Raw genomic sequence first — 23,585 nt, forward strand, 5'->3', positions numbered from 1 at the left:
ATTTCATTTATTTAGCTGAAACAAATTCTTTATACTTACTAGGAATACCCAGAATGACAATCTCAGATAATCCTAAATTCACGACCGTTGCTATAGTTAATGGCACAAAAAGAACGAAAATCCCAGGTCCCATCAAAGGGTACAGCAACACGATGTCCAATGGTACATTGATGATATACGCCACCACCATTGAAACTGCCGAGGCTGCCAGTTTATTCTTAGCAAGTTTTCTGCGAGTCCAACTGTAAAAGAACATACACAGCGCCATGATGACTGCAATAATCAGGTGAATCGGCAATGAATTAGGAAAACCTGATAGCAGTGCTGAGATCATGTGGCCAAAGAACCCTAAAAAAGCCCCCGCCGCAGGTCCTAACACAATTGCGCCAATAAATGCTGGAAATGAGTCCAAAGCAATCGAGCCTAAAATCTTGATGTTCGCGCCAATCACACACAGTGCTAACAGAATTGCCAATGTGGTTAATCTTTTTGTTGAATAATTCATTTTGTCCCCTCCTTAAAAAAATAAACACGGCGCTACCTGAAAAGAAGGTATCGCCGTGTTTTTTGCCTATCTACTTGTGCAAACAATCAGCAAATAATCTTCCCAATCCAATTATTTTCTAATAACTAATTCAAGGTATCCTGACTTTGCTTCATCCTACTCTCATGCCTTCCCGTAAAGTGGCAGTTTTGATTTCGTCAGCGCTTACAGTAGAAAGGGGCTGTTGAGGATTCTCACCTCATTCCCTTGAACCATTATTATTTATTCGATTGCCTTTATTATAACAAACATGTTCCCTCCTCGCGCTCCTGTCGTGAAATTAGCTACATTCTGTTAGTTTGAAATAGAAGAGGGCAAAATATTACTATTTACTTTTTTTACTATCCGTAGGCGATTAAGTGTTCGCCAGCTGTAATTGGCAAGCTGACTACTTGGTACAAAACTTCACCTTCTTGTCGGGCAAAACCTTCCCACAACACCTTGCCGAAAATATCTTCGATTACTCCAAGGGATTGTCCGACTTCTACCTTTTCACCCAGCTTCAAAGCCGGATACCACAGACCCGTTTGCGGACTTGACAGATAATGGATAGTTTCTTTCAATACCAATGGGTTCGCTGTTCTCAACGGCTCATCTAGAATCTGTAAAAAACGCAATAGTTGATTAGCATCGTCCATAAAGCCAGCGATCGCTGCCGGTAGTCGCTCGCCGAAGCCGCCTCGTTCAATCAACAAGGACGGAACTCCCTTTACACAAGCACAGCTACTAGCACCCCCTTGACTGTGCGAAGGGATTCCAAAGGGAAGATCTAAATACTGGAGCACTTCCTGTTCTTTTTGAATCATTTCTGGAGAGGCCACGCTAGGAATAAACGCAAAATGGTCCAAAGGCTCCGGTAAATCGCCACTGTGAAAATCCAAATAGAAATCTGCTAATGGGAAAAATTTTTTTCCCAAAGTATAAGCGATCTTTTCAGTTTCGGTACCAGTTGCAGTTCCAGGAAAACAACGATTCAAATTTTTACCATCTGTCGGATTGACAAACGCAATTCGCTGATAGAAGGCTTGTTGACTGACACATGGCAAGATGATTAGATTTCCTTTGAGATCATTGGGATTAATCTCTTGGCTTAGTCGTTTAGCGGCCTCAATTCCGGGGTATTCTCCTCCGTGAATTCCGGCAGTTATTAGTAGCGTGGCTCCTGGCTGCTGACCTTTGACGGTAACCACTGGCAACTCCAGATCGGTACCGGCTACCGGATAGAAAAAGCGCTCAACTGTTTGAGCTTTTTGCTTAGTTAATCTCTCTTTCACGTCTGCCTCCTATTTTTACGTCGTTGTTGGTTTCAGCTGCTGTCTGACCTTCGCCAACGAATACACCGAGTTCAACAAGTCCTGGGTGTAGGCTACTTTTGAAGTGCTGAAGGTCTCGCTGCTGCTTAACCGATCCACCACAACGCCTTTTTGCATCACTAGAATTTTGTGGGCAAAAGACTGAACCAAGGCCAAATCGTGGCTGATAAACAGCATGCTCATATTAGTCCTTTCTTGCAGCCTAACCAGTAAATCTACAATACTTTTTTGTACTGAAACGTCTAAGGCTGAGGTGGCTTCATCACAAATCAGCAGTTCTGGCTTTAGGGCTAAAGCCCGAGCAATACTGACCCGCTGACATTGACCACCGCTTAAATTATGGGCGTAACGATCTAAATATTCTTCAGTCATTTCCACCATCGCCAATAGCTCAATCGCTTTAGCGCGTTTGTCTTTTTTGTTTAATTGCTTGTAATTAAACAAAGGTTCTGTTACCACATCGATCACTTTCATTTTCGGGTTGATCGAAGCCATTGGTGCTTGAAATACCATCTGAATCTGAGGACGTAATTGCCAAATAGCTCGCTTGCTATAGGTTAAAATATTCTTTCCACGATAGATAATTTCTCCTTGGGTAGGCGGTTCCATCAGCATCAGCATTTTGACTAAAGTAGATTTTCCCGAGCCACTTTCGCCGACGATCCCGATGGTTTCACCTTTTTCCATAGTAAAGGAGATGCCGTCGCAGGCGGTCAGAATTTCTTTATTAGGCAAAGTAAATTCTTTGGTTAAATGCTGAACCTCTAAAATAACCTCAGACATGTAGCCCACCTCCTAATTCTGGTACTGCGGCTAACAACCGTTTGGTATAGTCACTTTTTGGTGATTCGATGACTTCTAGTACAGTGCCGCAATCCACCACCACTCCTTTTTCCATTACTATCAGTTGATCAGACACATAAGCCGCCATCGCCAAGTTGTGAGTCACTAGCAAAATTGAGGTATGATAACTCTTGCGCAGGAGCAAAAGCTCTTCTACAATTTGTTGCTGGGTCACTACATCTAAAGCGCTGGTGGGTTCGTCTGCTAATAATAATTCAGGATTAAAGGTCATAGCCATGGCGATACCCACCCGCTGGCACATGCCCCCGCTTAACTGATGAGGGTAGCTGCCCATAATACTTTTGGCATCCGGCAGCTGCATCTTGATCAGCATTTCTTCCGCTTTCTGACGGGCGGAACTGCTGTCAAGTGTGGAATGCTGCTGGATGTATTCTTCAAATTGGCTACCGATTTTACGAATGGGGTTTAACGCCGAGCTGCTGTCTTGAAAAATCAGCGACAGCTTGGTGCCCCGCATTTTTTGCCACTGAGCCGGACTTTGATCTAGCAAGGAATCCCCCTGCAGATCGATTGTGCCGGTTATTTTCGTAGTTTTAGGCAAAGCCCCTAGCACCGTTTTCAACACGGTTGATTTTCCACTGCCGCTTTCCCCCACGATCCCGACAATTTCGCCTTTTTTCATGGCTAAATGAAAGCCTCGAACGCTGGGATGCTGGTTGCCTTCATAGCCCACCGATAAATTTTCAATTTTCAGCATAATTTTTCACTCTCGCTCAAATGTGACGTCTTTAGTCAGCCAATAATAGTCAATCGGATACAACTGGATCCCCTTCACTTGATCGGTATGGAACAGATAAGTGGTTTCGTACCCAAAGAACATGGTTGCTGCATCGTCCATAATCAGTTGTTGAATTTCGATGTCTAAATCTCGGCGCTCATTTTCATCAAAGGTAGTCGTTAATTGGTCGATCAGTTCGTCCACTTTCGGATTGTTGTAGTCATTGACATTCGTCGGCGACTCGCTGTGCCAGTTGTCTCGCAAGTAATTCTCTGGATCGCCGGTATTGGCCACTAATACATTCCAGATCAACATATCAAAACTGCCTGAATCTCGTAGATCCATCGCTGTTTCATAGCTAACGGTATTCAAGGTTACCTTAATGCCGACATCCTTCAGATTCGCTTGGGCCGCTTGAGCATAAACGTTCAACTCTTCGCGACTGGTATAAATGACAAATTCTAAGTCCAATGGGTCACCATTAGGTTGTTCCACAAATCCGTCATCGTCCTTGTCTTCGTAACCAGCTTCAGCTAATAATTCCTTGGCGCTTTCTGGATCAAAATAATTCTCATCCACCAATTCATCAAAACCAAAATCTAATGTTGGTGGAATTGGCGCTTTCCCTGGGGTAGCACCGCCTTGAAGTAATTTTTCAGCATAAGTTTCCCGATCCAAGCTACGAATCATCGCTTGGCGTAGCTTCAAATCCTTTAATGGACCATTTTGATTCATGAATGCATAAGTAGAGCGCAAGGAATCCAGCTCCTGCTGTTTAATTTCCGGATTTCCCTCGAATTCTTTGGCATTCTCAGTTTTCAAATTGTAAGCGACTTGAATTTCACCATTTTGTAGTGCCATCGAACGAATTGCTTGGTCATCGATACATTTCATGGTCACTCTTTCCAATGGCACTTCGCCGTCCCAATAATTCTCGTTTTTCACCAGTATACAGTCGACGGTTGGGTTGAAGCTTTCCACTGCGTAAGGGCCGGTACAAATAGGGCCGTCGCTGGCAAACTTAGAGGTATCAGCTGTAGTATCTACGATCAAGAACAGCGGATCAGCCAAACTGCCGGGAACCACCGCAGAAGACACTGCGGTTTTAATTGAAACAGTATCACCATTCACCGTGATAGAATCCAGTTTGAAAAAGGTTTCCGAGCGTGGATTTAATTCAAAGGAACGTTCCAGCGAAGCTTTGACAATTTCCGGTGTCAACTCGGTGCCGTTGGAAAATTTTACCTCAGGTCGGATTTTAAAGTTCCAAGTCAAATTATCGTCGCTCACATCCCATTCTTCCGCTAAGGATGGGACAATTTTTCCTTCTTCATCAAATTTGACCAACGTTTCGCCTACGCCATAGCGGGTCACCACCCAGCCGAAATATTGCTCGGTGGGCTCTAAGGTATCGGCGAAGCTGGTTACCCCAATCGTTAAATCCTTGCCTTCTGGTGACGCTGCATCCTCATCGCCGCCACAGCCGGTTAAGCTTCCCACCGTTAATACCAATAAAGCCAGTTTGATTCCTCGTCCTAGCCAGTTCTTCATTTTATTTCCCCCTCATTTTTTATTGATGTGTATCCAGTAAATCACCGACGCTATCTCCTAAAAGATTAAAGGTTACCACCACAATTACGATCGCTAGGCCCGGATAAATCATCAGCCATGGCGCAGTTGCCAAATAGGTGCGGCCTTCATTTAGCATCAGTCCCCACTCTGGATTCGGTGCCTGTGCTCCAAAGCCCAAGAAGGACAAAGCCGCAATTTCCAACATTAAAGTCCCCATATCCGTCATGGCTGTCACCAGCATTGGCGGAAAAATATTCGGTAAAATATAATGGGACATCAACCGACTGTTGGCAGTTCCCGTCACTAAGGCGGCTTCCATAAAAAGGCTTTGATTGACTCGCAGAACCAAACTGCGAGCCAATCGAGCATATTTCGTCCAGCTAACACAGGTGATGGCAATCACGGCATTGGTTAAATTCGGCCCTAAGACACCTGCAATGGCAATCGCCAAAACCAGACCTGGGAAGGAAATCATCATGTCAGCCAGGCGCATGATGAGTTGGTCCACCCAACCGCCGAAAAATCCGGCGACGATGCCTAAAAAGGTTCCTAAAACGAAAATAATTCCTACCATAATAATTGTGGAACCTAGTGAAGATCGAGTACCGAAAATCACTCGCGACAAAATATCCCGTCCTAAGCGATCGGTGCCGAAACGATTCAGGCTATCCGGCGCACTTAAGGAACGATTCATGTCAGCATCCAACGGATCGTAAGGTGCAAGCTGTTCGGCAAAGATAGCGACAAACACGATCAGAGCCAGCAGAATCAAAGAGAGGATTAATTGCTTATTCTTTTTCAATGACGTAACTTTCATCTTTTTTCACCTCTCTTGGTTTAATTTTCATTTTCTTATCCCTTTTTAGTCGTGGATCAATTAATGGATAGGACAGGTCCACTAAGATGTTTATCAACATGTAGAACAACGAAATCATCAATACGTAGCCCTGAATTAACGGAAAATCGCGACAGGCAATTGCACGAACGGCCATGTTACCTAAACCCGGCCAATTGTAAATAATTTCTACTACAGCCGTTCCGCCCAGCAGGCTGCCAAAGGACAAGCCTAAAATGGTCACCAGCGGCAGCAACACATTTGGCATTACATGTTGCAGTAGGATTTTTCTTTCGGGAATACCCCGCATCCGAGCTCCGGTAACGTATTCTTTATTCAACTCTTCTAATACAGTGATGCGTACCTGACGGGTGTATTTTGCCGACATCGCCAAAGCTAAAGTCACCGCCGGCAAGATAATTGACCGCAGATCGGCACTGCCTCCTGACACTGAGACCCAACCTAAATTTACTCCGAAAATCCGCAGTAAGACCAAGCCGATCCAAAAGCTGGGTACGGAAATCCCGATAAAGGAAAAACTGCGAATTGCATAATCCAGCCATTTGTTGTGGAAGACCGCCGATAAAAACCCTAAAGGCAAGGAAACCACTAGCATGATCCCCAATGACAAGAGCGCTAAAGCTAGCGTCGGCAACAGGCACTGGATCAGTTTTTGGAAAACTGGCATTTTAAAAGAATAGCTCATCCCCATATCGCCGGTGACCACACCCTTCAACCAGCTGCCATACTGCGTCAAGAATGGTCGATCCAAGCCTAGATCATGTCTAGCCTGAGCCAGTAATTCCGGTGTCGGAATGTGCCCGCATTCCGTCAGCATAATTTCCGCCGGATCTCCTGGTGATAAATAAACCAGCAGAAAGGTTAAAAAACTAATACCGAATAAGACGATGATTAATTGAATGATGCGATGATTGCTTTTTTGAATCGTCATTTTCTCTTCCCCATTTCTAATTCAAGAATGGCTTCGCAAACATCCACAGCTTGTTTGTGAAGCCAGACATAAAAACATGAACGATATTTTTGACACGCGTTCAAAACATCTCTCCTAGTTACTTACGTAAAAAAACCCTAATTCAAATGAATTAGGGTTTGCTGTACTACAAAAAAGGTAGCGATGAATACACTGCTTGTCTGAAGTATCAAGAATTTCCCAATCCATTCTTTCACTTGCATTCAATCAAGGTATCCTGACTTCGCTTCGTCCTACTCTCATGCCTTCCCGTAAAGTGGCAATCATTGATTTCGTCTGCTTATACAGTAGAAAGGGGCTGCTGAGGATTCTCACCTCATTCCCTCTATTGAATGCGTTTTTATTATTTAAATTGTAATGCATGAGTTGGACAAAACCTATTGCTGTTTAGCAGTTTAGCCAAAATTTCATAAAAACGATGAAAAACTCGGCAAAATATTGTTATTTATGCCCCCCACCCCCAACAAGCATTGATATATCAATCGTTCCCTTTTCAAATTTTTGCTATTTATCATTTTTTAACCACTATTTTTGAGAAATCGCCTTGTAATTACCGAAAGAAGTCCATAATATAGTAGAAAAAAGAGAACGAGGTAGAAACTAGTGGGAAACAAAGATACATCTCTGCCGAATTTAATATTAATTATTACCACCACAGTGTTTTCCTTCTCCAGCATGGTTACGGCGTTTTTTATGCTAGGCAGTCAATCTTTGATTTGGTTTTTAATAAGTGCTGCTTGTTATTTTGTACCCTATGCACTAATCGTCGCCCAGTACACCAAAAAATACGCCCATCGACCTGGATCGATTTACGACTGGTTGAAGGATTCATTGTCGCCTAAAGCGGCTTTTATCACGGTATTTTTATGGTATTGCAGTTATTTTATTTGGATGATCAGTTTATTTATGAAAGTCATGATCCCCTTGTCCATTTTCTTTTTTGGCAAAGATTTGACTGGTACGATCAATTGGCTGAATCTGCCGCCCCAGTTATGGCTGGCGATCTTTTCGATTTTAGCCGTTTTTGGGATTACCTGGATCAACAACCGCGGCTTTCAAGCAATTTTTTATTGCTTGAAGATTAGTGGCTACACCATGGTGGGGTTACTAATACTGTCAATCTCTGGCAATTTGTTATTGATCTTAACTAATCCAGAGCAAGTGATGACCAATCTAGCTAATAGTTTTAACGTAACTAGTTTTTTCAAAGAGTCTAGCACTCGATTGCTTTCACAATTGCCTTTTTTTATCTTTTCAATTACCGCTTTTGGCGGATTAGATACGATTGCCAGTATTGCTGACAAAACAAAAAACAGCCGGAAACAATTCCCCCAGGCTGTGATTGTTAGTTCCTTTATTATTTTGTTATTATATGTGTCAGGAATTGTTCTGTGGAGTGCTGCCAACGACATTGAATCACTGCGACAAATTCAATCCCTGCACTTGGGAAACTTGATGTACGGATTGATGGATAGTCTCGCTCGTTCCTTGGCGAATAGTTTTGCCTTAAATGCCACTCAAAGTGTTTTTTTAAGACAGATATTTATTCGTTACACCGCACTGGCGATGGGCGTGGCTTATTTAGGTTTACTATGCTCCATCAGCTATGGGCCGTTGAAAAGTTTGATTCACGGCACGCCTAGCGAACTTTGGTCGAAGTTTTCAGTACTAAACAAAAACCAGATGCCTGAAAGAGCCTTGTGGCTGCAGGCGATTGCTCTTTCAGGAGCAATTGTTCTACTTTCAGTCAGCAACTCCCTATTAGCAGAACTCTTCAACCAGCTGACCTTTATGACGAATGTTTCTCGAGCTATTCCTTATTTTATTGTTGCTGCCAGTTTTCCATTCTTCATTAAGAAAAAGGTGATTGCTCAAGACTCCATGATTATTAAGAGCCGAGGGATTAATTACTTATTGTCTTTTAGCGTCTGTGCCTGCATCTTTATCGCGATTGCTTTTCAAATTTACGAACCGCTGAAGTTGGGGAATTACTTGAACTTCTCTACGCTGTTACTAGGACCACTGGCTTTTGGCTTGTTTGCTCACCATGTGTACTTGCGCTTAGAGCATAAAGCAGCTCAGCATTCTCAGCAGGAAAAATAAGTTTACTCGTCTTCTTCTTGAGTTTCTATCATGCGGTGGTATTTTTGCATGCCTTTTACGACCGCTCTTTTCACCACAAAATAGTTTAATAATACTATAAAAATCGGGAATAATAGAAACAATAGGGACCCGATGATAATGACCATATTGCCAAGTTCTGTAGTCGGCATTAGTATTCCTCCTAGAAAGTTTTCTTCTATTATATACTAAAGAAGTATGACTAAACAGACTAAAAATGGCTCAATGACACGAAGAATTTCTTCTTAGTCATTGGGCCATTTTAATTTTTCTGTTGCTAGCGATCGAAGTCTTTTAGGAAAATAGTACCGGTTTTTGAAGATATATCGATTTGAGCGGCTGATCCCATCGATCGGCGGAAATGAAAGAGACGCTGTTTCCTGTCTCTTCTTTCTCTAACTGTTTGGAAATCGGACAAACGATAATTAATTTCTCCAAGGCTAGTTTTGACAATTCCTTCTAACCCAATCGTTGTTGGTAACGAAATCTTAATTGTCCCATTCACCGAGTTGGCCTTAATTTTTTTGAGGTCGCTATTGCCTACGGATAACTTGATTTGTCCGTTAACTAATGAAGCATCAAAATTAGTTACGTCTGCCTTTGAAACAATTGAACCACTAACGGTTTCAATGATAGAATCAATGATTGTCCCATTTAGAATGTCAATTTCATTATCGGTTCCTTGAATCTCCAGCACTCCGGCATTAATATTTTTAAATAGCAGTGCGCCCTTGGTAGACTTAACGAAGATATCTTTAACAACAAGCCCTTTCACACTTAAATGACCGTTCAGCAATCGAATCTTTACATGGTCGTAAAGATGTTCTGGTAAATAAAACGTCAACTCCGCACTTACACGCTTATTATGGACATGGAAAAACAATTGATCTTCGTTACACTCAATGTGGCTACGTTCCATAAATGCGTCCAGAGGATCTTCCCCATACATTTTTCCATGGAGCTCAATCTCTGCCTCCACGTAGATGTCTGATCTTGACCATGGTTCTAAAATGACAGTCCCATTTGCTAGTTTGATATCTAAATCAGTAATCCCTTTTTCTCTAAAGGTAAACTGATGTTCAAACTTGGTGTTGCCCACCGAACCAAAGCTTGGTATCTTAACATCGCTCCACTTACCATCCACAGTGTCAGCAACTGACTTTAAGGTACGATTGACAAGCTGATTGATGCGGCTGTTGAAAGTGCCGCTTTCGTTCGCTGATTGATCTGTCGTCTCTTCCTCGAAATCCCATGAATCTTCTACTTTTTCTTCGTAATTAAGGGGTTCTGTTTGCCAAACCGGAATGGAATAAAAATCTTTTTCAACAGATTCTTTTTGACGTTTTAGTTGATTAATTTTTGCTTCCAGATCAGCGATTTCAATTCTGGTCTGGTCATATAACATGAGATTTTCTTCAGAAATAATTTCTAATTCTACTTCTAGGTTCAAATTTCTGAAGAGTTCCTTCTTTTCTTTTAGCTCCTCTGCTAGAGGATCAATTTGCTGATCTAGTTCATTCATTTTAGTCAACGAATCATTTTCTTGTTTTTTTTGTTGTTCAGAGCGCGTATCTGCTTTTTTTGGCTGCTGGATAGGCTCTAAAACCGGTTCCTGGTGATCATTCATTTCCCATTCATCGATCAAACTGGCGACGGAATCACGGGGTGCTTCTTTTTGTGGTTTCTCTTCTTCTACTGATTTTTCTGGTTCACTTTTTTGTACTTGCTCTTGTTTCTGATCGGGTTTACTTTCTAGTTCTTCTATTGCTTCAGTCTCCGACTCCTTCACGAGATCCGTTTCATGTTCTTTTTCTAGTTTTGATTCTGGTACCTTTACCGATTTCGAGTTATCTTCAGGATTTATTTCTTCAGCTAGTTCGATTTCTTCTAGCAAGTGTAAGCCTTCTTCAGGTGTGATGGTTCCATCTTTGATTGCCTCTAAAATTTCTTTACGTAGGGCCATGATAATGCCTCCTTATTAGACTGTATTTCTCCATGCTTCTATTATGCCGCATATTTTTACTTTTTTCATAGGTCAAAAGGAGGATTTTTTGCTAGGATTTGCGTTGTTTTTGTATGACTAGTTTGTAAGACCGAACATCGGTAACCAGTTAAAAAATCCCTACGACGCCAGAACTTACTCTGAATCGTAAGGATATCTTCTTAACTCTCTAAAATCGGCAGAACTGAATCTTCATCAAACTGTAAACTGGCGATGGTGGCACGGGAATCGGTAATGATCACCATCACGGAAGAATCTTTGCCTTTTTTGGCTAACATCGCCAAATCCATGTTCCCAATGACTTGTCCTTGTTGAACCATTTCGCCTTCTTTGATTGACCAACTAAAAGGTTTGCCATGAAGCTCTACAGTATCAATCCCTAAATGGATCAGCAGCTCTAGCCCATCTTCACTAACAATGCCAAGTGCATGCTTGGTTGGAGCAATCATTTTGACAACGCCGGAGACCGGTGCTGAGATTTCACCCTTCGCAGGCAGAACCGCAAAACCTTCACCCATCATTTTACTTGCGAATACTGGATCGTTGACCTCCGTAATCGGGATTATCTCCCCTTCGATAGGTGCACAAACTTTTCCGACTGTGGTTATTTGATTCACTTGTTTCGTTTCTGGTACCCCTTCGTCTTTTGCCTTTTTGATCACAAATAGATTGGTCAAAACAAATGCCAATGCGAAGGTGGCAACGCCGACAGATACATAAGTGATTACTTGATAAGGGCTGTAAATATACATTAACGGTGATAATAAAACGGCTAAGCCATAGCTGTTGGCTTGAATTCCTAATAATGATAATACCATTCCACCAATGGCTGAACTAGCCAGCATTACACCTATCGCTTTCATACCAGTTCGCATCACAACCCCAAATAGTGCCGGTTCGCTGACGCCTAGCATTTGAGTAATTGTTGCCGAAATACCTGCTGTTTTGATGGATGAACTTTTCGTTCGCAGCGCAATTGCCAGACAAACTGCCGCATTCGCAAAGCCATACATCGCACAAACTGTAATCAATGGGTTAAAACCGGTAGTTGCAATCAACGATGTTTCGATCATGATAAACATGTGATGCATCCCCGTCATTACGGCAATCGGATATAAGAAACCGATGATTAGACCACCAATTCCAAGTGGCAAGTGTAGAAACATTTCAATTACTTTAACTGCTTGGGCTTCAAACCCGTGAACAATTGGACCTAAAATGAACAAGGCAATGAAGACAGAAACGAGAATTACTACAAAAGGAGTAAAAATCAAATCCATTGAGTTGGGCATCACTTTACGTAATTTTTTCTCTAACGCTGCACCAATCATTCCCGTAATTAATGCAGTCAGGATTGACCCTTGATAACCAACAAGTGGAATCATGCCAAATGCCATGATTGGTTCGGCAGTTCCGCCGGCGACTGCATAAGCATTAGGCAGTGCTGGTGAAACCAACATCAGACCAATTAAGAAACCGATAATTGGCAGTCCGCCGATTTTTTTAAAAGCCGACCAGCAGATAAAAGCGGTTAGAAAACCAAAGGCCGTATCAGTTAGGACAGTCACGCAAGCATTCAACCATTCTGGTACAGATTCAGGAACTAAACCCATCACTCCTAAAACCGTTTCGTTAAACAGTACCCCTTTCAAGCCTAAGAAGAGACCCGTAGCACCTAAAATCGGAATAATCGGCACGAAAATATCTGCAATATTTCGAACTGCTCGCTGTAAAGGCGAAGAATCCGCTTTGGCCATATCTGCTTTCGAAACGTTCTCAAAAGAGTAAGAATCTTGCAAAGCAGCGTAGACTTTGTTCACAACACCAGTGCCAAGGATGATTTGGTATTGTCCAGCATTGTAAAAAACTCCTTTAACCTGATCGATTAGCTCGACTTGACTGTCATCGATGGCTTTGCGATCTTTAACCTGCAGACGCAGCCGAGTGGCGCAGTGAGTAGCAGAAGCAATGTTGTCTTCTCCTACTACTGCTACGATTTTTTGTGCGATTTCTTGATAATTGGGTTGTTTACTCATGATGATCTTCCTTTCTTAAAACCAAGGCTTGGTAAGCTTGCAGCTGCCATTGATCGCCAGATGCTAGCGTTTCGGGATAATTACTTAACAATAATTCGCCTGCACCATTAAAGTATTGCGGCTGATTGCTTAAGTTGACGATAATTTGGATTCGTTCTTGCCCAATCCGTTCATAAGCGATAATTGCCGGATTAGTCTTCAATGATTGAAATTGTCCATAAATTAGCGTGTCACGATAGGATGAATGATTTCTCAGCTGGATCATCTGTTGATAATAATGGAAAACAGAGTCTTCCTGATCGACTTGATCAGCGGCATTAACCTCCTGTTGATCACCCACCAATTTCATCCAAGCTTCAGCTGTTTGACTAAAACCAGCTGTCGCCGAAGTATCCCATTGAAACGGCGTACGGGTATTGTCGCGAGAACGCTGATTGACAAAGCCTAGTGCCTGTTTTTTCGTAAACCCTTCTTGAATCGAACGATGGTAATTATCGATACTGGATACATCGTTGAAATCAGCTAGGGCGGTTCGCTGGAAATTCTTCATGCCGATTTCCTGACCTTGATAGATAAATGGCGTGCCGCGTAAGAAGAAAAACAGCGTACCCAGTGCTTTAGCACCCACAGCATTTTGATACTTCTCATCGGTGATGTATTTTGATAAAGAACGCGGTTGGTCATGATTTTCTAAAAAGTTGGCACCCCAACCGTTGGCTTGAATAGCTTCTTGACTTTTTACAATTAGTTCATTTAAATTCTGCGGCTGCCAATCGGTTTGGCGGAACCACTCACTGCCATTTTCCACATCGATATCCGCATAATGAAAGTCGAAAATCATGTTAAAATAGCCCTCAGGTCCAATGTACTGATCAAATTGTTCATAAGGAACGCCTGGCGCTTCTCCTACACTGACACAATCGTGCTTACGGAAGGTTTCTTGATTCAGTTCTGCTAGGAATTTTTCAATCCCTGGACGATTTCTTGTTTTAAGCTTCACACTTCCTAACCCATCCGAGCCATCAGGCGTCACATCTCCATAATCTTGGTCCTTCTTAATGAAGGTAATCGAGTCGATTCGAAATCCAGCAATCCCTTTTTCCAGCCACCAGTTAATCATCTGATAGATTTCTTGACGCAGGACAGGATTTTCCCAGTTTAGGTCTGGCTGTTTTTTATCAAATGTATGAAAATAATACGTGTCAGCTTCATTTGCCACTGGTTCCCAGACACTCCCGCCAAAAATCGAGCGCCAGTTGTTGGGTGGATTGCCCGCTTGACCCTTTTTGAAAATATAGTAATCGCGATAGGGACTTTGAGGATCTGCTAAAGCTTGTTGGAACCACTTGTGCTCATCAGAAGAATGATTTACAACTAAGTCTAACATGATTTTCATGCCCATTTCTTTCGCTGTGGTAATTAATTCTTCCAAATCTTCCATCGTACCAAATTCTGGTTGAATCCCTTGATAATCAGCGATGTCATACCCATTATCGACCATTGGTGAAGTGAAAATCGGGCAAATCCATAGCATGGTGACACCCAGCTTAGCTAGATAATCTAGCTTAGTAGTGATTCCTTTGATGTCACCGATGCCGTCGTCGTTGCTGTCATAAAAGCTTTTCGGATAGATTTGGTAGACCACCTCTTCTTTCCAGTCGACTGGCTGCTGCCCGAAAATCATTTTTTCTTTTGTCATTGTTTCCATTTTAAGTAATCTCCTTTTGTTAGCCGCTTGTGGTATCGATACCATATTTGTTATTTTAGAAGAACCTGCTTTTAAGCAGATTCTCGTTTAATTAACGTTAAATGTAATTGTGACTGGTCAATTGAGTAGCTTCGTTCTTCCAGCTTGGCGATTAATAGGTTTGTTGATTCCTGACCTAAAGCTTCTACTGGTTGAGCAATCGTGGTTAGCGGCACTGCCAATACATCAGTAAAGGGTTGATTATCAAAACCGATAATCGCTAAATCTGCTGGTACGTGTTTACCCGCTTGGATATACTCCTTCAAAATGCCAATTGCCACTTCATCACTGCTGGTAAAAACAGCATCTGGTCGGCTTTCTTCCGGTAAAGCCAGCATTTTTCGTGCCACCTGCTGCCCATCTTGAATCGTGTGAACTTGCTTGAAGATCCAATCGATTTTCATAGGTAGACCGTGCTGGTTAATTGCCCGTTCAAAACCCTCGGTTCGTGAATTTCCGTGTCCACCGACAGTTAATGTGCCCCCGGTACAATAGGCGATTTTTTTGTAGCCTTTGTTGATCAAGTAATCCACTGCTTCAAAACTGGCTGCCGCTTGGTCAGTGTAGAGCTGAGGCAAACTAGAACCAGGAATTTCTTCATTGCAGAGGATAATCGGTCCGAATTCTTGATACGCTTCGATTTCATGAGGCTCTCCTTCGATGGAACACATAATAAGACCCGAAATAACGTGTTGCTTTAACATCTCCAGCATATTAATTTCCGCATTACGATCATCATAAGTCTGCATCACTAGCACGCTATAGCCTTTGGCCTTAGCACACTTCTCAATCGCATCAACTAGCTGAGAAAAAAAGGGATTGACGATACGAGAAACTAAAATGCCGATGGTTTTACCTTTTTTTGATCGCAGCTGCGTCGCCACAGTGCTGGGACGATAATGAAGTTCGTCCATCGCCGCCTGAATTCGTTGGCGCTTATCTTCAGATATATAAGGATGTTTATTTAAGTAACGAGACACTGTCGAGACTGACAAACCAGCCTTCTTCGCTACATCTTTAATTGTTGCCATATTGTTTTCCACCACCTGTGGTATCGATTTCATATTTATGATACGATGTTTGGAGAAGTTTGTCAAATGGTTTTTAGAAATTTTTGATAAAAATCTGAATCTCAGTATAATTGGAAATGACAAAACAGCGATCTGGAGGAATCATAAATGAAAACTAGTAGACTTCAAGTTGTGATGGAAAAACACTTGATAGAAGCTGCGGGTCTTTCTTTATCGCGAGCACTTGAGTTGGTTTCCACCATTCAAGTAAGTGGAATGGCGGTGTTGGAGGAATGGGGGGCAGATGATAAAAACTAGCGACACAAATAGAACCAGTACCTATATGATAAGGTATTGGTTCTATTAATGATACACTCTTTTCAGTTCATCGGTCACATATCTTTTTAACTCGTCAAAGTCTTTTTCAGGATCTTGACCCACCAAAACTGTATTCATCACAAAATCAAGATATTATTTTTCTATATACCGCTGATAATAATTCCGCGCCTTTTCTTGGTGAATCTGAAAAATGATCTGATAAAAATGGGTTTCTGAGGTGGGGATCGCCGTCAGTTGTTCTAAGAAAAGCTGTAATTGTGATTGGACCTCGGGGAAATTCGAATAAAGATCAACTAAATAAGTGATAAACTGCAACTGGATCATCAGCAGTAAATCGTCCGAAGGTGTTACCAGTTCTTGATATTGAGCAAGTGCAGTTTCTGCCTGAGAAATATCATTGATGATCAATAGACTTTGTAGACGATTGAAAAACAAATCTCCTACTTCTTCATAATAAACCTTCGGATCAAAGCTATGATATTTTTCCAATTCTTGCAAAATCCGCTGGAACAGCTCATCGGCTCGTTTCTTGTCGCTTTCGGTTAAAGACAGCAATACCAGTTTGCTAAGCTTGATTTCCTTTAGCATCCACATTTTAGCATTTTCCAAGTCAGCTAGAATTTCCAGAAAGGGTGTGCGAGAAAATTGATAGAAATTGGGGTTAGTCAATAGTACCAGCAAATAAGCCCGTATCGCTGAGTACCTTAGTTCCACTTTAGCATGCTGATGGTATTGTTGATAAATTTCGTACAGTTCTTCAAATTTGCCTTTTTTGTACAATCTATCAATCTGATCTTCTAACCGTTTCCCCTCATCAAGTGTCTCCTTGAAATACATGAACTCTTTATAACTGATTCCTAGGTTTTTCAACAAGCCTTGGAACTTGGTGATTTCCACTGAGTACTTCCCGGCTTCAAAATCGCTGTAAAAGGTTTTGGAGACCACGCCGGTGTAGACTTCTTTTTGCGTGTATCCTTTGGCTTTGCGAATCTGCTTCATCACTTCTCCGTACATTTTCTGCTCTCCTCGTTAATTCCTGTATACCGGAATTATAGCGGTTTTTCTCGATTGCCGCCATGCTATAGTTTAAAAAACGAAGATGGAGGAACAAAAAATGAGCATATATTTGAAACTAATTGGCTTAGCTTTAGGACTAACGGTGTTAGTTAGTGTTTTTACAGCGATGGGGATGGTTTTACAATATAGTGAGCAAGGCTTGCTTGGCTGCCAGCTTGCCGCATTTTTTATGGCAGCAGTTTTCTTCTACTATTATATGAAGAAAAAGGATCGCACACTGCGGATGTTTGGTTTTGTAAAGAAATCTGTCAGTAAATGGATTTATGGTTATATTACTTTAGTTGTACTGGTTCAACCGATAGTTTTTGGAGTGAATGCTGATTTGTCATTGATCACGGTTTTATTGATTGTGGTGCAGATGTTACTGGTGGGTTTTGTTGAAGAAGCGTTGTTTCGTGGAATTTTCTTTTATTTTTTGCGGGACAAGGGTCTGAAGGTAATGGTTCTATTTTCCAGTGTCGTATTTGGATTGCTGCACATAGCTAGCGGATTGAATCCGGAAACGACTCCGATCCTAGTGCTGTTGCAGGTAGTGAATGCTTTGTTAGTAGGCGTTGTTTTTGCTCTGCTTTATTATCAAACAGGAACGATCTACATCGGGATCGTTTTCCATGCGTTGTTTGATATTTTGGCTTCGGTTGTCCGAGCTGGTTCGGTGGAAAAGACTTTATTAGCGGTGGGAATCTTGACGGTTTGTTATCTCGGCTTTATCATTTACACCGTAAAAAACGTGAAGCTGGGAGGCTCCACGCGGTAACTTTATCCGACTTGAAAGCGCAAAATGGTTTTGCGTTTTTCTGGTGGTGTTTTGCGGGCATCGTTGAGATAGATTTCTTTGTGGTGAGGATGCAACCGTTGCAGCTTTTGTTCTTGAGCAAATTGCTCCATTTTGGCGAAGGTTGCTGGTTCATCATCAAAAGATCCTTTATGCAAAGCGTGGATACATCGTCCTTCCTTCAAAGTGACAAATTTGATTTCATCTAACAAAGAGTGCGGCTTTTTCTTTTTGACTGTCGCCAAGGTTTCTTCAAATATTTCTTCGGTGATATAGCCGGGCTGGCGAATCATTAACGTGTAATGGAAACTAGCTTTATCTAGCAAATCGTCGGGATTGGTGGTCTGCCACTCACCCTCTAATGGATAAATGGTGTAGTCAGTATAACTGAATTCTTTCCGTCGCGCTTTGTCATTGACCGCCATGCGCTTAAAGGTCATTTTTAAAGGAAACGCCAGTGAATACAACACCCCAACTCGATCGGAGAAAGCTTCTTCGTTGGGGTTGCCCTCCCCTTTAATAGTAATAAATGTTTGCTTCGGCACCTGGATCACCTGCGGTTTTGGGGATACGCAGTACAATTCTTTTTCCTTTTTTCGCCATTCGTGTTTCATCGTTATCTCCTCCTCTTTATACCCCTATCTTAGCAGGCATAACTTGACAACGACTGTCAGGTTTCATAAATTTGCTTCATCTTTTTTATTCGATTCTGTAATTCTTCCCGCACCTCCGTGGGTGCCACCACTTCTACTTGATCTCCCAAAGACAATAAAAAGCGATAAAGTTCATTATTATGGGGCATTTCCGCTGTCACCAAGAAACGCCCATCTTCTTGCTGAAGGACCTTTTCATAGCGTTCGTAAACTTCATAAGCCATTGAAGCGTCGAATAGCAAAGTAATCGAAACTTTGGCTTCACTATAGCTTGATTGCTCCATTAATACTGGCGGCGCCGCTTTTTTCTCAAAGGTCTCAGCTAAAACTTCCAGCGCTCTAATTCGCAGCAACTTAAACAAGCGAATATCCTGGCGCAGCTGGCAAAAGGCCTGCAAATACCAATCATGATTCTTGAAAATCAGTTTGACTGGCTCAACGGTTCGCCGTTCGAGCTCCCCTTTGCGACTCATATAGGAGAATCTAACCAGCTGCTGGTTGAAAATCGCCTGCTTTAATGGATCAAAAGTGGTTTTGCTTTCTAAACCCCAAGCCGAAAAATCAATTTCCAGCCAATCTGATGGCGTCGTTTTAAACAAGCCGCTTAATTTTTTCAACAATTCATCGGACTGACGATTTTCTACCAAAGACAATTCCTGCAAAGCCATTAAGATTTTTTTCTGTTCTTCAGAGGAAACGATCATTTTATTCAATACATACTCCTGATTAAGAAAAATGCCGCCGCCTTTGCCTTGGGTAGTATAAACCGGTACGCCAGCAGCACTCAATCCATCAATATCACGATAAATCGTGCGTACCGAGGTCTCAAATTGTTCCGCCAATTCCGGTGCGGTCACCTGACCTTTCTCTAAAAGCAGCAGCAAAATTTGCAACAGACGGCTGTTAGTCATAGGGCATCTCCTTCGCCTAATTTTCTTAGATTAAGTGTAACAGATTGCTGACGGTTTTGAGAGATTAAAAAAAGCCGGCCTGTTGTTAACAGGTTCCGGCTTAATCAGGTAGTCCCTCATACAGGTCTCCCAAAGTATTCAGAAATCAATACTCCTGCTTGCCCGAAGGTAAAACAAGGTAGGCCTCTCGATTCTCTTCGGTGATAGCTTCCAGCAATTAAGAAAATTTTCTTTTGTTTCAGAAGGGGTAATTGTTATCCAAACGGTCATTTTATTCAAGCTCTTTTATTGGCTATTTATCGGAATCACAATCAGTGCGGTAAATTCTTGATTACTAATCGAAAAATCACAGTAGCCTTCCAGCTTTTTGGTCCGCTGCTTAATACTTCTGAGGCCCAGGCCGATTCTGCCCGCCGCTTTAACGGATAAAACCGTATCCGGTTGAAAGTCTGCCACAGCTGTTTCTGTGTAATTTACCACTTCAAAAATCAGCTTATTGTCCTTGAAAAAGGCGTTAATTTTAATAGCTGTCTGCTTTGGGTAACGCGCTGTTTCTTCAATGGCGTTGTCCAGCACATTGCCGATAATCCCGAATAGCTCAATGGCAATTGGCGATAAATCTAAGTTGCTGGGAATTCTCGTCTCAATTACATAAGGCAGCTGCTTGCTAATCATCTGGTCGACTTTACTGGTCAAAATCGTATCAATTACCCAGTTGTCAGTAAAATGCTGCTGGGTTTGGGCTGGTTTTTCCATTAACTCAGCGATGGCTATGGCAGCTTGATGGTTTTCCTGCCGGTTGATCAGTTCCTGCACCGCCAACAAGGTATTTTTCTGATCGTGTTGCTGGATTTTTATTTGCTGAATTTCCGCAAAACGTCGCTCATAATAATCATTTTGCAATGCTGAAAAAAACTGTTGATTGAGGGCTTGCGTTTTTCTTACTAAATAATTACTGAAGAAAATTGTCAGTAAATTGATGGCTAAAACTGCAAAGTTCAGCAGCAAGCCCCGGTTTAATGAAAGTGTCTCGTCTTGAGTTATCAACAAAATCACGCTGGAAAAGAAGGGAACACCGGCCAACAATAGGTATTCCTGATTGCTTAAGACCACCTCCGTATCCTCCTTGAATCGATAAAACAGCAGGATCAAAACTAGAAAGAACAGGGAAAGAAGACTTAAAGAATAGACAAAAAGCTCACTGCTGGTTCCAGCCACGGAGAATTGCCACGGGGTTTCATCGTATCTTAGCAGATAACCCAGTAAATGGTTTTGGCAGGTCATCAACATCATTAAGAAGAGATAATGAAAGATTTTTTTCAGCAGCGTTCCATTAAACAAGCCAAAAACAATTAAGGCAATACCTAGATCCCCGGCGATATTGAGATAATATTGGCTGCCGTGATCCGACAGCTGCATATTGGAAAGCAGAAAAATCACGCTGCTAACAATAATCATTACTTTATTTGTATGTTTTTGCTGCAAAAAGGTGATACTGTAAGCAAAAACCATCGCAAATCTCAGTAGCAGGGTTAGTAAAACAACAATTGTTAACACAGGCTCACATCCCTATCCAGCGTTTAATAAATTGGTTATAGGCCTGGCGAAATTCAGCCTTTTGCCGGCGGCTGATACTAACCAGCTCCCCATTTTTTAAAGTAATCACGTCCTCGTGAATTCGGTCAATGGCATGCATATTGATGATGGTTCCTTGGTTCACCTGCACAAAAAACAAAGGATTCAGCGCTTCTTTGAGACTTGCCAGCTTGCCGTAAAAGCTGATATCATCTCTTTCAGCTAAAGTAATTCGAATTTTCCGGCCTAGTTCACTTTGCAGCAGGAGGATTTTATCCTGCGGCAGCTGCAGCTGGTTTTTTCCCGCTTTGATAAACAAATAATTGTGGCCCAGTTCAATTTCTTTCAGGGCTGCAGCTAAGGTTGCTGCCAGTTTTTCTTGATCCAACGGCTTCAGTAGATAACGAAAAGGCGACACTTCAAAGCTTTCCAAAGTATATTCTAAATAGCTGGTGACGTAACAAATCAGCATAGCTTTATCAATTTTTCTCAGCTGGCGAGCCGTTTCAATCCCATTCATTCCGGCCATCTCGATATCCAGAAATAAAATCTGATAGACTGCCTTTTGCTGCTCCACCTGTTTCAGTAACGATTCACCTGAGCTGTAGCAATCAATTTCAACATTTGCCGGTAAGGAAGCAAAATAGGCTTCAATCAATTCTTCATGCTGGCTGATCAGCCGATTTTCATCATCGCACAAGGCAATTTTATACATGACACACCTCACTTTTTTCACCATTATACCAAACAAGCTCCCTCAAAAATCCATTCGTCTGAATATTTCAGCCGCATACAAAATCACTGCTACTGTCAGTACAAGTAACAGACCCGACTGGTAGAGCATCACTCCTGCAGAAAAGTCAGCTTGATCATACAAAACCAAAAATCCCGGTATCCAGCGATTAATTGTCGGCAGATACATCAATACCTTCAATCCCATATAAATCACCAGCCCAAAAATTACCGAACGAAAAACGCCAAAGCGGATGGAAAAAACAAAGGATAGCGCTGCTAAGAAAACCAATAGCAAAAAGCCTGATAAGCTCTTCATGATCAGCACAAAATGATAGGACTGGAGGAAAAAAAAGGCTGTGGATCCTACTTTCGTACCGGAAATGAACAGGACATAAAACAACGAGGACAATAAAAAATTCAAGACATAGCAAAGACCAATCAGCAACACAATGGCCATAAATTTGCCCACCACCAATTTCTTGCGGAGCTTTGCACTGCTAAGCTCTAGCAGAATTTGTCCTTCCTGTATCTCTCCGCCTAAAATACTGGCAGCATAAAAAGAAAACATGATCATGGGTATGCCTAGCATCATTAACAGCGACCACATCACCGTGTAAAAGGTGATAAGATCGATTCTTCCTGAAATTTCAACAAACTCCCACTCAAAAAACACCCCCAGCGAATACAGCAAAGAAAAACTGCTGAGGATTAATAAAGCGACAAAAACTTTGCGTTTGTACATTTTGTACAGCTCGACTTTTATAATATTACTCATGATTGCCTCCTTATAAAAAAGGCTTCGCGAACTTGCTAAGCTTTGGAGCACTAAGACACAGCTAGCTTTTTGAAGCCAGACACCGTTACCATTGGTTTAATCAGTTTTCTGATTGTAAATAACTTACCGTTTCTTTTCGAAAAATGCGGATAATCCGGGCGTTTCCAGTCGGACATCCAATACCTCCAGCTGGTGCTGATAAATTTCCTGCAGCGTCTCATTCAGCAAATCCTTCCGATTTTCAAAGCTGAAGATACAGCCGTCAGGACTTACTTGAATACTGTTTGCCAGCTTTAAATCCAGCAGTTTATCCGGTCGACGAATCACAATTATTACCTGCTCTTTTTCCGAAGGAGGGATTTCCACCAAGGTTTGCTTTTCGATTAATACAAAGCGATCACATACCCGCTCAATTTCCGCCAGCTGATGAGAAGAGATCAGGATTGTTTTGCCGGCTTCTTGACTCAACTGCTGAATATAAGTCACAAATTGTTCTACTCCCACAGGATCTAAACCGACAAATGGTTCATCTAAAACAAGAAAATCCGGTGCATTCATCAATGCCAATGCTAAGCCTAAGCGCTGCTTCATGCCAAAGGAATAACTCTTAACTCGTTTGTTATTCACCGACAGACCAACAAAGGCCAACAGCTGGCGGATCTTCTGGTCCTGCTGATTTGCTGGAAGAGGTTGCGAAAAATATTGTTGCAACACCTTCAAATTATCGTAGCCGCTTAGATATTCAAAAAATTGACAGTTCAAAAGATACCCGATTTTATTTTCTTTCGTGCACCGGAAATTAATCTGACCCTGATCCGGCTTAGTGAATCCCAAGATCATTTTCATTAAAGTCGTTTTACCACTGCCGTTTTCCCCGATTAGCCCGACAACTTCTCCAGGCTGCAGCTCCAGCTCAACTTGTGTTAAGATCAGCTGACTTCCATAGCTTTTAGCCAAACCAGTCAGTTTCAATATGTGCTCCATTGTATCCC

At 42.0% G+C, this 23,585-nt stretch carries 22 protein-coding genes and 2 riboswitches; of the genes, 3 read left to right on the plus strand and 19 right to left on the minus strand.

What is annotated here, in order from left to right; all coding sequences use genetic code 11:
* Positions 1 to 7: 7 nt before the first annotated feature.
* The 7 genes from IGI42_RS19035 to nikB all read right to left on the minus strand — a co-directional run bounded on the left by IGI42_RS19035 (position 8) and on the right by nikB (position 6,798).
* Positions 8 to 505 (minus strand): ECF transporter S component, encoded by a 498-nt coding sequence (locus tag IGI42_RS19035; protein ID WP_438717599.1) that lies wholly within the window; start codon positions 503 to 505, stop codon positions 8 to 10.
* 115 nt (positions 506 to 620) lie between these two features.
* Positions 621 to 794, minus strand: a riboswitch (cobalamin riboswitch).
* Positions 795 to 885: 91 nt separating this feature from the next.
* Complete coding sequence (locus IGI42_RS19040; protein ID WP_438717600.1) at positions 886 to 1,818, minus strand: M14 family metallopeptidase; 933 nt, start codon at positions 1,816 to 1,818, stop codon at positions 886 to 888.
* Positions 1,819 to 1,833: 15 nt separating this feature from the next.
* Positions 1,834 to 2,640, minus strand: coding sequence for an ABC transporter ATP-binding protein (locus tag IGI42_RS19045; RefSeq protein ID WP_438717601.1), 807 nt, complete (start codon positions 2,638 to 2,640; stop codon positions 1,834 to 1,836).
* Positions 2,633 to 3,418, minus strand: a complete 786-nt coding sequence (locus IGI42_RS19050; protein ID WP_438717602.1) for an ABC transporter ATP-binding protein — start codon at positions 3,416 to 3,418, stop codon at positions 2,633 to 2,635. The genes IGI42_RS19045 and IGI42_RS19050 overlap by 8 nt, the downstream gene beginning before the upstream one ends.
* 6 nt (positions 3,419 to 3,424) lie before the next feature.
* Positions 3,425 to 4,990 carry an ABC transporter substrate-binding protein gene (locus tag IGI42_RS19055; protein ID WP_438717603.1) on the minus strand — a complete coding sequence of 522 codons (1,566 nt, stop codon included), beginning with the start codon at positions 4,988 to 4,990 and terminating at the stop codon, positions 3,425 to 3,427.
* A gap of 19 nt (positions 4,991 to 5,009) precedes the next feature.
* The gene (gene nikC / locus IGI42_RS19060) at positions 5,010 to 5,828 is read right to left on the minus strand and encodes a nickel transporter permease (RefSeq protein ID WP_438717604.1); all 819 of its coding nucleotides are present in this window, start codon (positions 5,826 to 5,828) and stop codon (positions 5,010 to 5,012) included.
* A complete protein-coding gene (nikB, locus tag IGI42_RS19065; RefSeq protein ID WP_438717605.1) occupies positions 5,800 to 6,798 on the minus strand; it encodes a nickel ABC transporter permease in 999 nt (332 codons plus the stop codon). The genes nikC and nikB overlap by 29 nt, the downstream gene beginning before the upstream one ends.
* A 229-nt stretch (positions 6,799 to 7,027) precedes the next feature.
* Positions 7,028 to 7,208: riboswitch (cobalamin riboswitch) on the minus strand.
* A gap of 232 nt (positions 7,209 to 7,440) precedes the next feature.
* Here nikB and IGI42_RS19070 point away from each other — a divergent pair.
* Positions 7,441 to 8,940: an amino acid permease gene (locus IGI42_RS19070; protein WP_438717606.1), complete on the plus strand. Its 1,500-nt coding sequence runs from the start codon at positions 7,441 to 7,443 to the stop codon at positions 8,938 to 8,940.
* A gap of 2 nt (positions 8,941 to 8,942) precedes the next feature.
* Here IGI42_RS19070 and IGI42_RS19075 read toward each other — a convergent pair whose 3' ends face one another.
* The 5 genes from IGI42_RS19075 to IGI42_RS19095 all read right to left on the minus strand — a co-directional run bounded on the left by IGI42_RS19075 (position 8,943) and on the right by IGI42_RS19095 (position 15,774).
* The gene (locus IGI42_RS19075; RefSeq protein WP_438717607.1) at positions 8,943 to 9,110 is read right to left on the minus strand and encodes a hypothetical protein; all 168 of its coding nucleotides are present in this window, start codon (positions 9,108 to 9,110) and stop codon (positions 8,943 to 8,945) included.
* A 125-nt stretch (positions 9,111 to 9,235) separates the two neighbouring features.
* Positions 9,236 to 10,921, minus strand: coding sequence for a daptomycin-sensing surface protein LiaX (gene liaX, locus IGI42_RS19080; protein ID WP_438717609.1), 1,686 nt, complete (start codon positions 10,919 to 10,921; stop codon positions 9,236 to 9,238).
* A gap of 200 nt (positions 10,922 to 11,121) precedes the next feature.
* Positions 11,122 to 12,996 carry a glucose PTS transporter subunit IIA gene (locus tag IGI42_RS19085; RefSeq protein ID WP_438717610.1) on the minus strand — a complete coding sequence of 625 codons (1,875 nt, stop codon included), beginning with the start codon at positions 12,994 to 12,996 and terminating at the stop codon, positions 11,122 to 11,124.
* Complete coding sequence (locus IGI42_RS19090; protein WP_438717611.1) at positions 12,989 to 14,704, minus strand: glycoside hydrolase family 13 protein; 1,716 nt, start codon at positions 14,702 to 14,704, stop codon at positions 12,989 to 12,991. Before IGI42_RS19090 ends, IGI42_RS19085 begins: the two co-directional genes overlap by 8 nt.
* A gap of 71 nt (positions 14,705 to 14,775) precedes the next feature.
* Entirely contained in the window at positions 14,776 to 15,774 is a 999-nt protein-coding gene (locus IGI42_RS19095) for a LacI family DNA-binding transcriptional regulator (RefSeq protein ID WP_438717612.1), read from the minus strand.
* Between the two features lie 147 nt (positions 15,775 to 15,921).
* Between IGI42_RS19095 and IGI42_RS19100 the strand changes: the two genes are divergently transcribed.
* Positions 15,922 to 16,071, plus strand: coding sequence for a hypothetical protein (locus tag IGI42_RS19100; protein ID WP_438717613.1), 150 nt, complete (start codon positions 15,922 to 15,924; stop codon positions 16,069 to 16,071).
* 153 nt (positions 16,072 to 16,224) lie between these two features.
* On the opposite strand, the gene IGI42_RS19105 is transcribed toward IGI42_RS19100, so the two are convergent.
* Positions 16,225 to 17,106 carry a helix-turn-helix domain-containing protein gene (locus IGI42_RS19105; protein WP_438717614.1) on the minus strand — a complete coding sequence of 294 codons (882 nt, stop codon included), beginning with the start codon at positions 17,104 to 17,106 and terminating at the stop codon, positions 16,225 to 16,227.
* A 100-nt stretch (positions 17,107 to 17,206) separates the two neighbouring features.
* Between IGI42_RS19105 and IGI42_RS19110 the strand changes: the two genes are divergently transcribed.
* Positions 17,207 to 17,926, plus strand: a complete 720-nt coding sequence (locus tag IGI42_RS19110; RefSeq protein ID WP_438717615.1) for a lysostaphin resistance A-like protein — start codon at positions 17,207 to 17,209, stop codon at positions 17,924 to 17,926.
* A gap of 2 nt (positions 17,927 to 17,928) precedes the next feature.
* On the opposite strand, the gene IGI42_RS19115 is transcribed toward IGI42_RS19110, so the two are convergent.
* The 6 genes from IGI42_RS19115 to IGI42_RS19140 form a co-directional block, all read right to left on the minus strand.
* A complete protein-coding gene (locus IGI42_RS19115; RefSeq protein WP_438717616.1) occupies positions 17,929 to 18,558 on the minus strand; it encodes a GyrI-like domain-containing protein in 630 nt (209 codons plus the stop codon).
* 56 nt (positions 18,559 to 18,614) lie between these two features.
* On the minus strand, positions 18,615 to 19,508 hold the full coding sequence (locus IGI42_RS19120) for a helix-turn-helix transcriptional regulator (protein WP_438717617.1): 894 nt from the start codon (positions 19,506 to 19,508) through the stop codon (positions 18,615 to 18,617).
* 285 nt (positions 19,509 to 19,793) lie between these two features.
* The gene (locus tag IGI42_RS19125; RefSeq protein WP_438717618.1) at positions 19,794 to 21,065 is read right to left on the minus strand and encodes a GHKL domain-containing protein; all 1,272 of its coding nucleotides are present in this window, start codon (positions 21,063 to 21,065) and stop codon (positions 19,794 to 19,796) included.
* 4 nt (positions 21,066 to 21,069) lie between these two features.
* Positions 21,070 to 21,798: a LytR/AlgR family response regulator transcription factor gene (locus tag IGI42_RS19130; RefSeq protein WP_438717619.1), complete on the minus strand. Its 729-nt coding sequence runs from the start codon at positions 21,796 to 21,798 to the stop codon at positions 21,070 to 21,072.
* Between the two features lie 42 nt (positions 21,799 to 21,840).
* Positions 21,841 to 22,593, minus strand: a complete 753-nt coding sequence (locus IGI42_RS19135) for an ABC transporter permease (RefSeq protein ID WP_438717620.1) — start codon at positions 22,591 to 22,593, stop codon at positions 21,841 to 21,843.
* 123 nt (positions 22,594 to 22,716) lie between these two features.
* Positions 22,717 to 23,577, minus strand: a complete 861-nt coding sequence (locus IGI42_RS19140) for an ABC transporter ATP-binding protein (protein WP_438717622.1) — start codon at positions 23,575 to 23,577, stop codon at positions 22,717 to 22,719.
* Between the last annotated feature and the right edge of the window lie 8 nt (positions 23,578 to 23,585).

It is taken from the genome of Enterococcus sp. AZ109 (assembly GCF_051714625.1).
Lineage (GTDB): Bacteria > Bacillota > Bacilli > Lactobacillales > Enterococcaceae > Enterococcus_A.

What these genes read in the sequence shown, in the direction of transcription:
- IGI42_RS19140 (WP_438717622.1), bottom strand. Translation starts at nt 23,577, where the DNA reads ATGGAGCACATATTGAAACTGACTGGTTTGGCTAAAAGCTATGGAAGT.
- IGI42_RS19130 (WP_438717619.1), bottom strand. Translation starts at nt 21,798, where the DNA reads ATGTATAAAATTGCCTTGTGCGATGATGAAAATCGGCTGATCAGCCAG.
- IGI42_RS19075 (WP_438717607.1), bottom strand. Translation starts at nt 9,110, where the DNA reads ATGCCGACTACAGAACTTGGCAATATGGTCATTATCATCGGGTCCCTA.
- nikC (WP_438717604.1), bottom strand. Translation starts at nt 5,828, where the DNA reads ATGAAAGTTACGTCATTGAAAAAGAATAAGCAATTAATCCTCTCTTTG.
- IGI42_RS19085 (WP_438717610.1), bottom strand. Translation starts at nt 12,996, where the DNA reads ATGAGTAAACAACCCAATTATCAAGAAATCGCACAAAAAATCGTAGCA.
- IGI42_RS19055 (WP_438717603.1), bottom strand. Translation starts at nt 4,990, where the DNA reads ATGAAGAACTGGCTAGGACGAGGAATCAAACTGGCTTTATTGGTATTA.
- IGI42_RS19045 (WP_438717601.1), bottom strand. Translation starts at nt 2,640, where the DNA reads ATGTCTGAGGTTATTTTAGAGGTTCAGCATTTAACCAAAGAATTTACT.
- IGI42_RS19090 (WP_438717611.1), bottom strand. Translation starts at nt 14,704, where the DNA reads ATGGAAACAATGACAAAAGAAAAAATGATTTTCGGGCAGCAGCCAGTC.
- IGI42_RS19135 (WP_438717620.1), bottom strand. Translation starts at nt 22,593, where the DNA reads ATGAGTAATATTATAAAAGTCGAGCTGTACAAAATGTACAAACGCAAA.
- IGI42_RS19095 (WP_438717612.1), bottom strand. Translation starts at nt 15,774, where the DNA reads ATGGCAACAATTAAAGATGTAGCGAAGAAGGCTGGTTTGTCAGTCTCG.
- IGI42_RS19115 (WP_438717616.1), bottom strand. Translation starts at nt 18,558, where the DNA reads ATGAAACACGAATGGCGAAAAAAGGAAAAAGAATTGTACTGCGTATCC.
- IGI42_RS19100 (WP_438717613.1), top strand. Translation starts at nt 15,922, where the DNA reads ATGAAAACTAGTAGACTTCAAGTTGTGATGGAAAAACACTTGATAGAA.
- IGI42_RS19035 (WP_438717599.1), bottom strand. Translation starts at nt 505, where the DNA reads ATGAATTATTCAACAAAAAGATTAACCACATTGGCAATTCTGTTAGCA.
- IGI42_RS19105 (WP_438717614.1), bottom strand. Translation starts at nt 17,106, where the DNA reads ATGTACGGAGAAGTGATGAAGCAGATTCGCAAAGCCAAAGGATACACG.
- liaX (WP_438717609.1), bottom strand. Translation starts at nt 10,921, where the DNA reads ATGGCCCTACGTAAAGAAATTTTAGAGGCAATCAAAGATGGAACCATC.
- nikB (WP_438717605.1), bottom strand. Translation starts at nt 6,798, where the DNA reads ATGACGATTCAAAAAAGCAATCATCGCATCATTCAATTAATCATCGTC.
- IGI42_RS19120 (WP_438717617.1), bottom strand. Translation starts at nt 19,508, where the DNA reads ATGACTAACAGCCGTCTGTTGCAAATTTTGCTGCTGCTTTTAGAGAAA.
- IGI42_RS19050 (WP_438717602.1), bottom strand. Translation starts at nt 3,418, where the DNA reads ATGCTGAAAATTGAAAATTTATCGGTGGGCTATGAAGGCAACCAGCAT.
- IGI42_RS19110 (WP_438717615.1), top strand. Translation starts at nt 17,207, where the DNA reads ATGAGCATATATTTGAAACTAATTGGCTTAGCTTTAGGACTAACGGTG.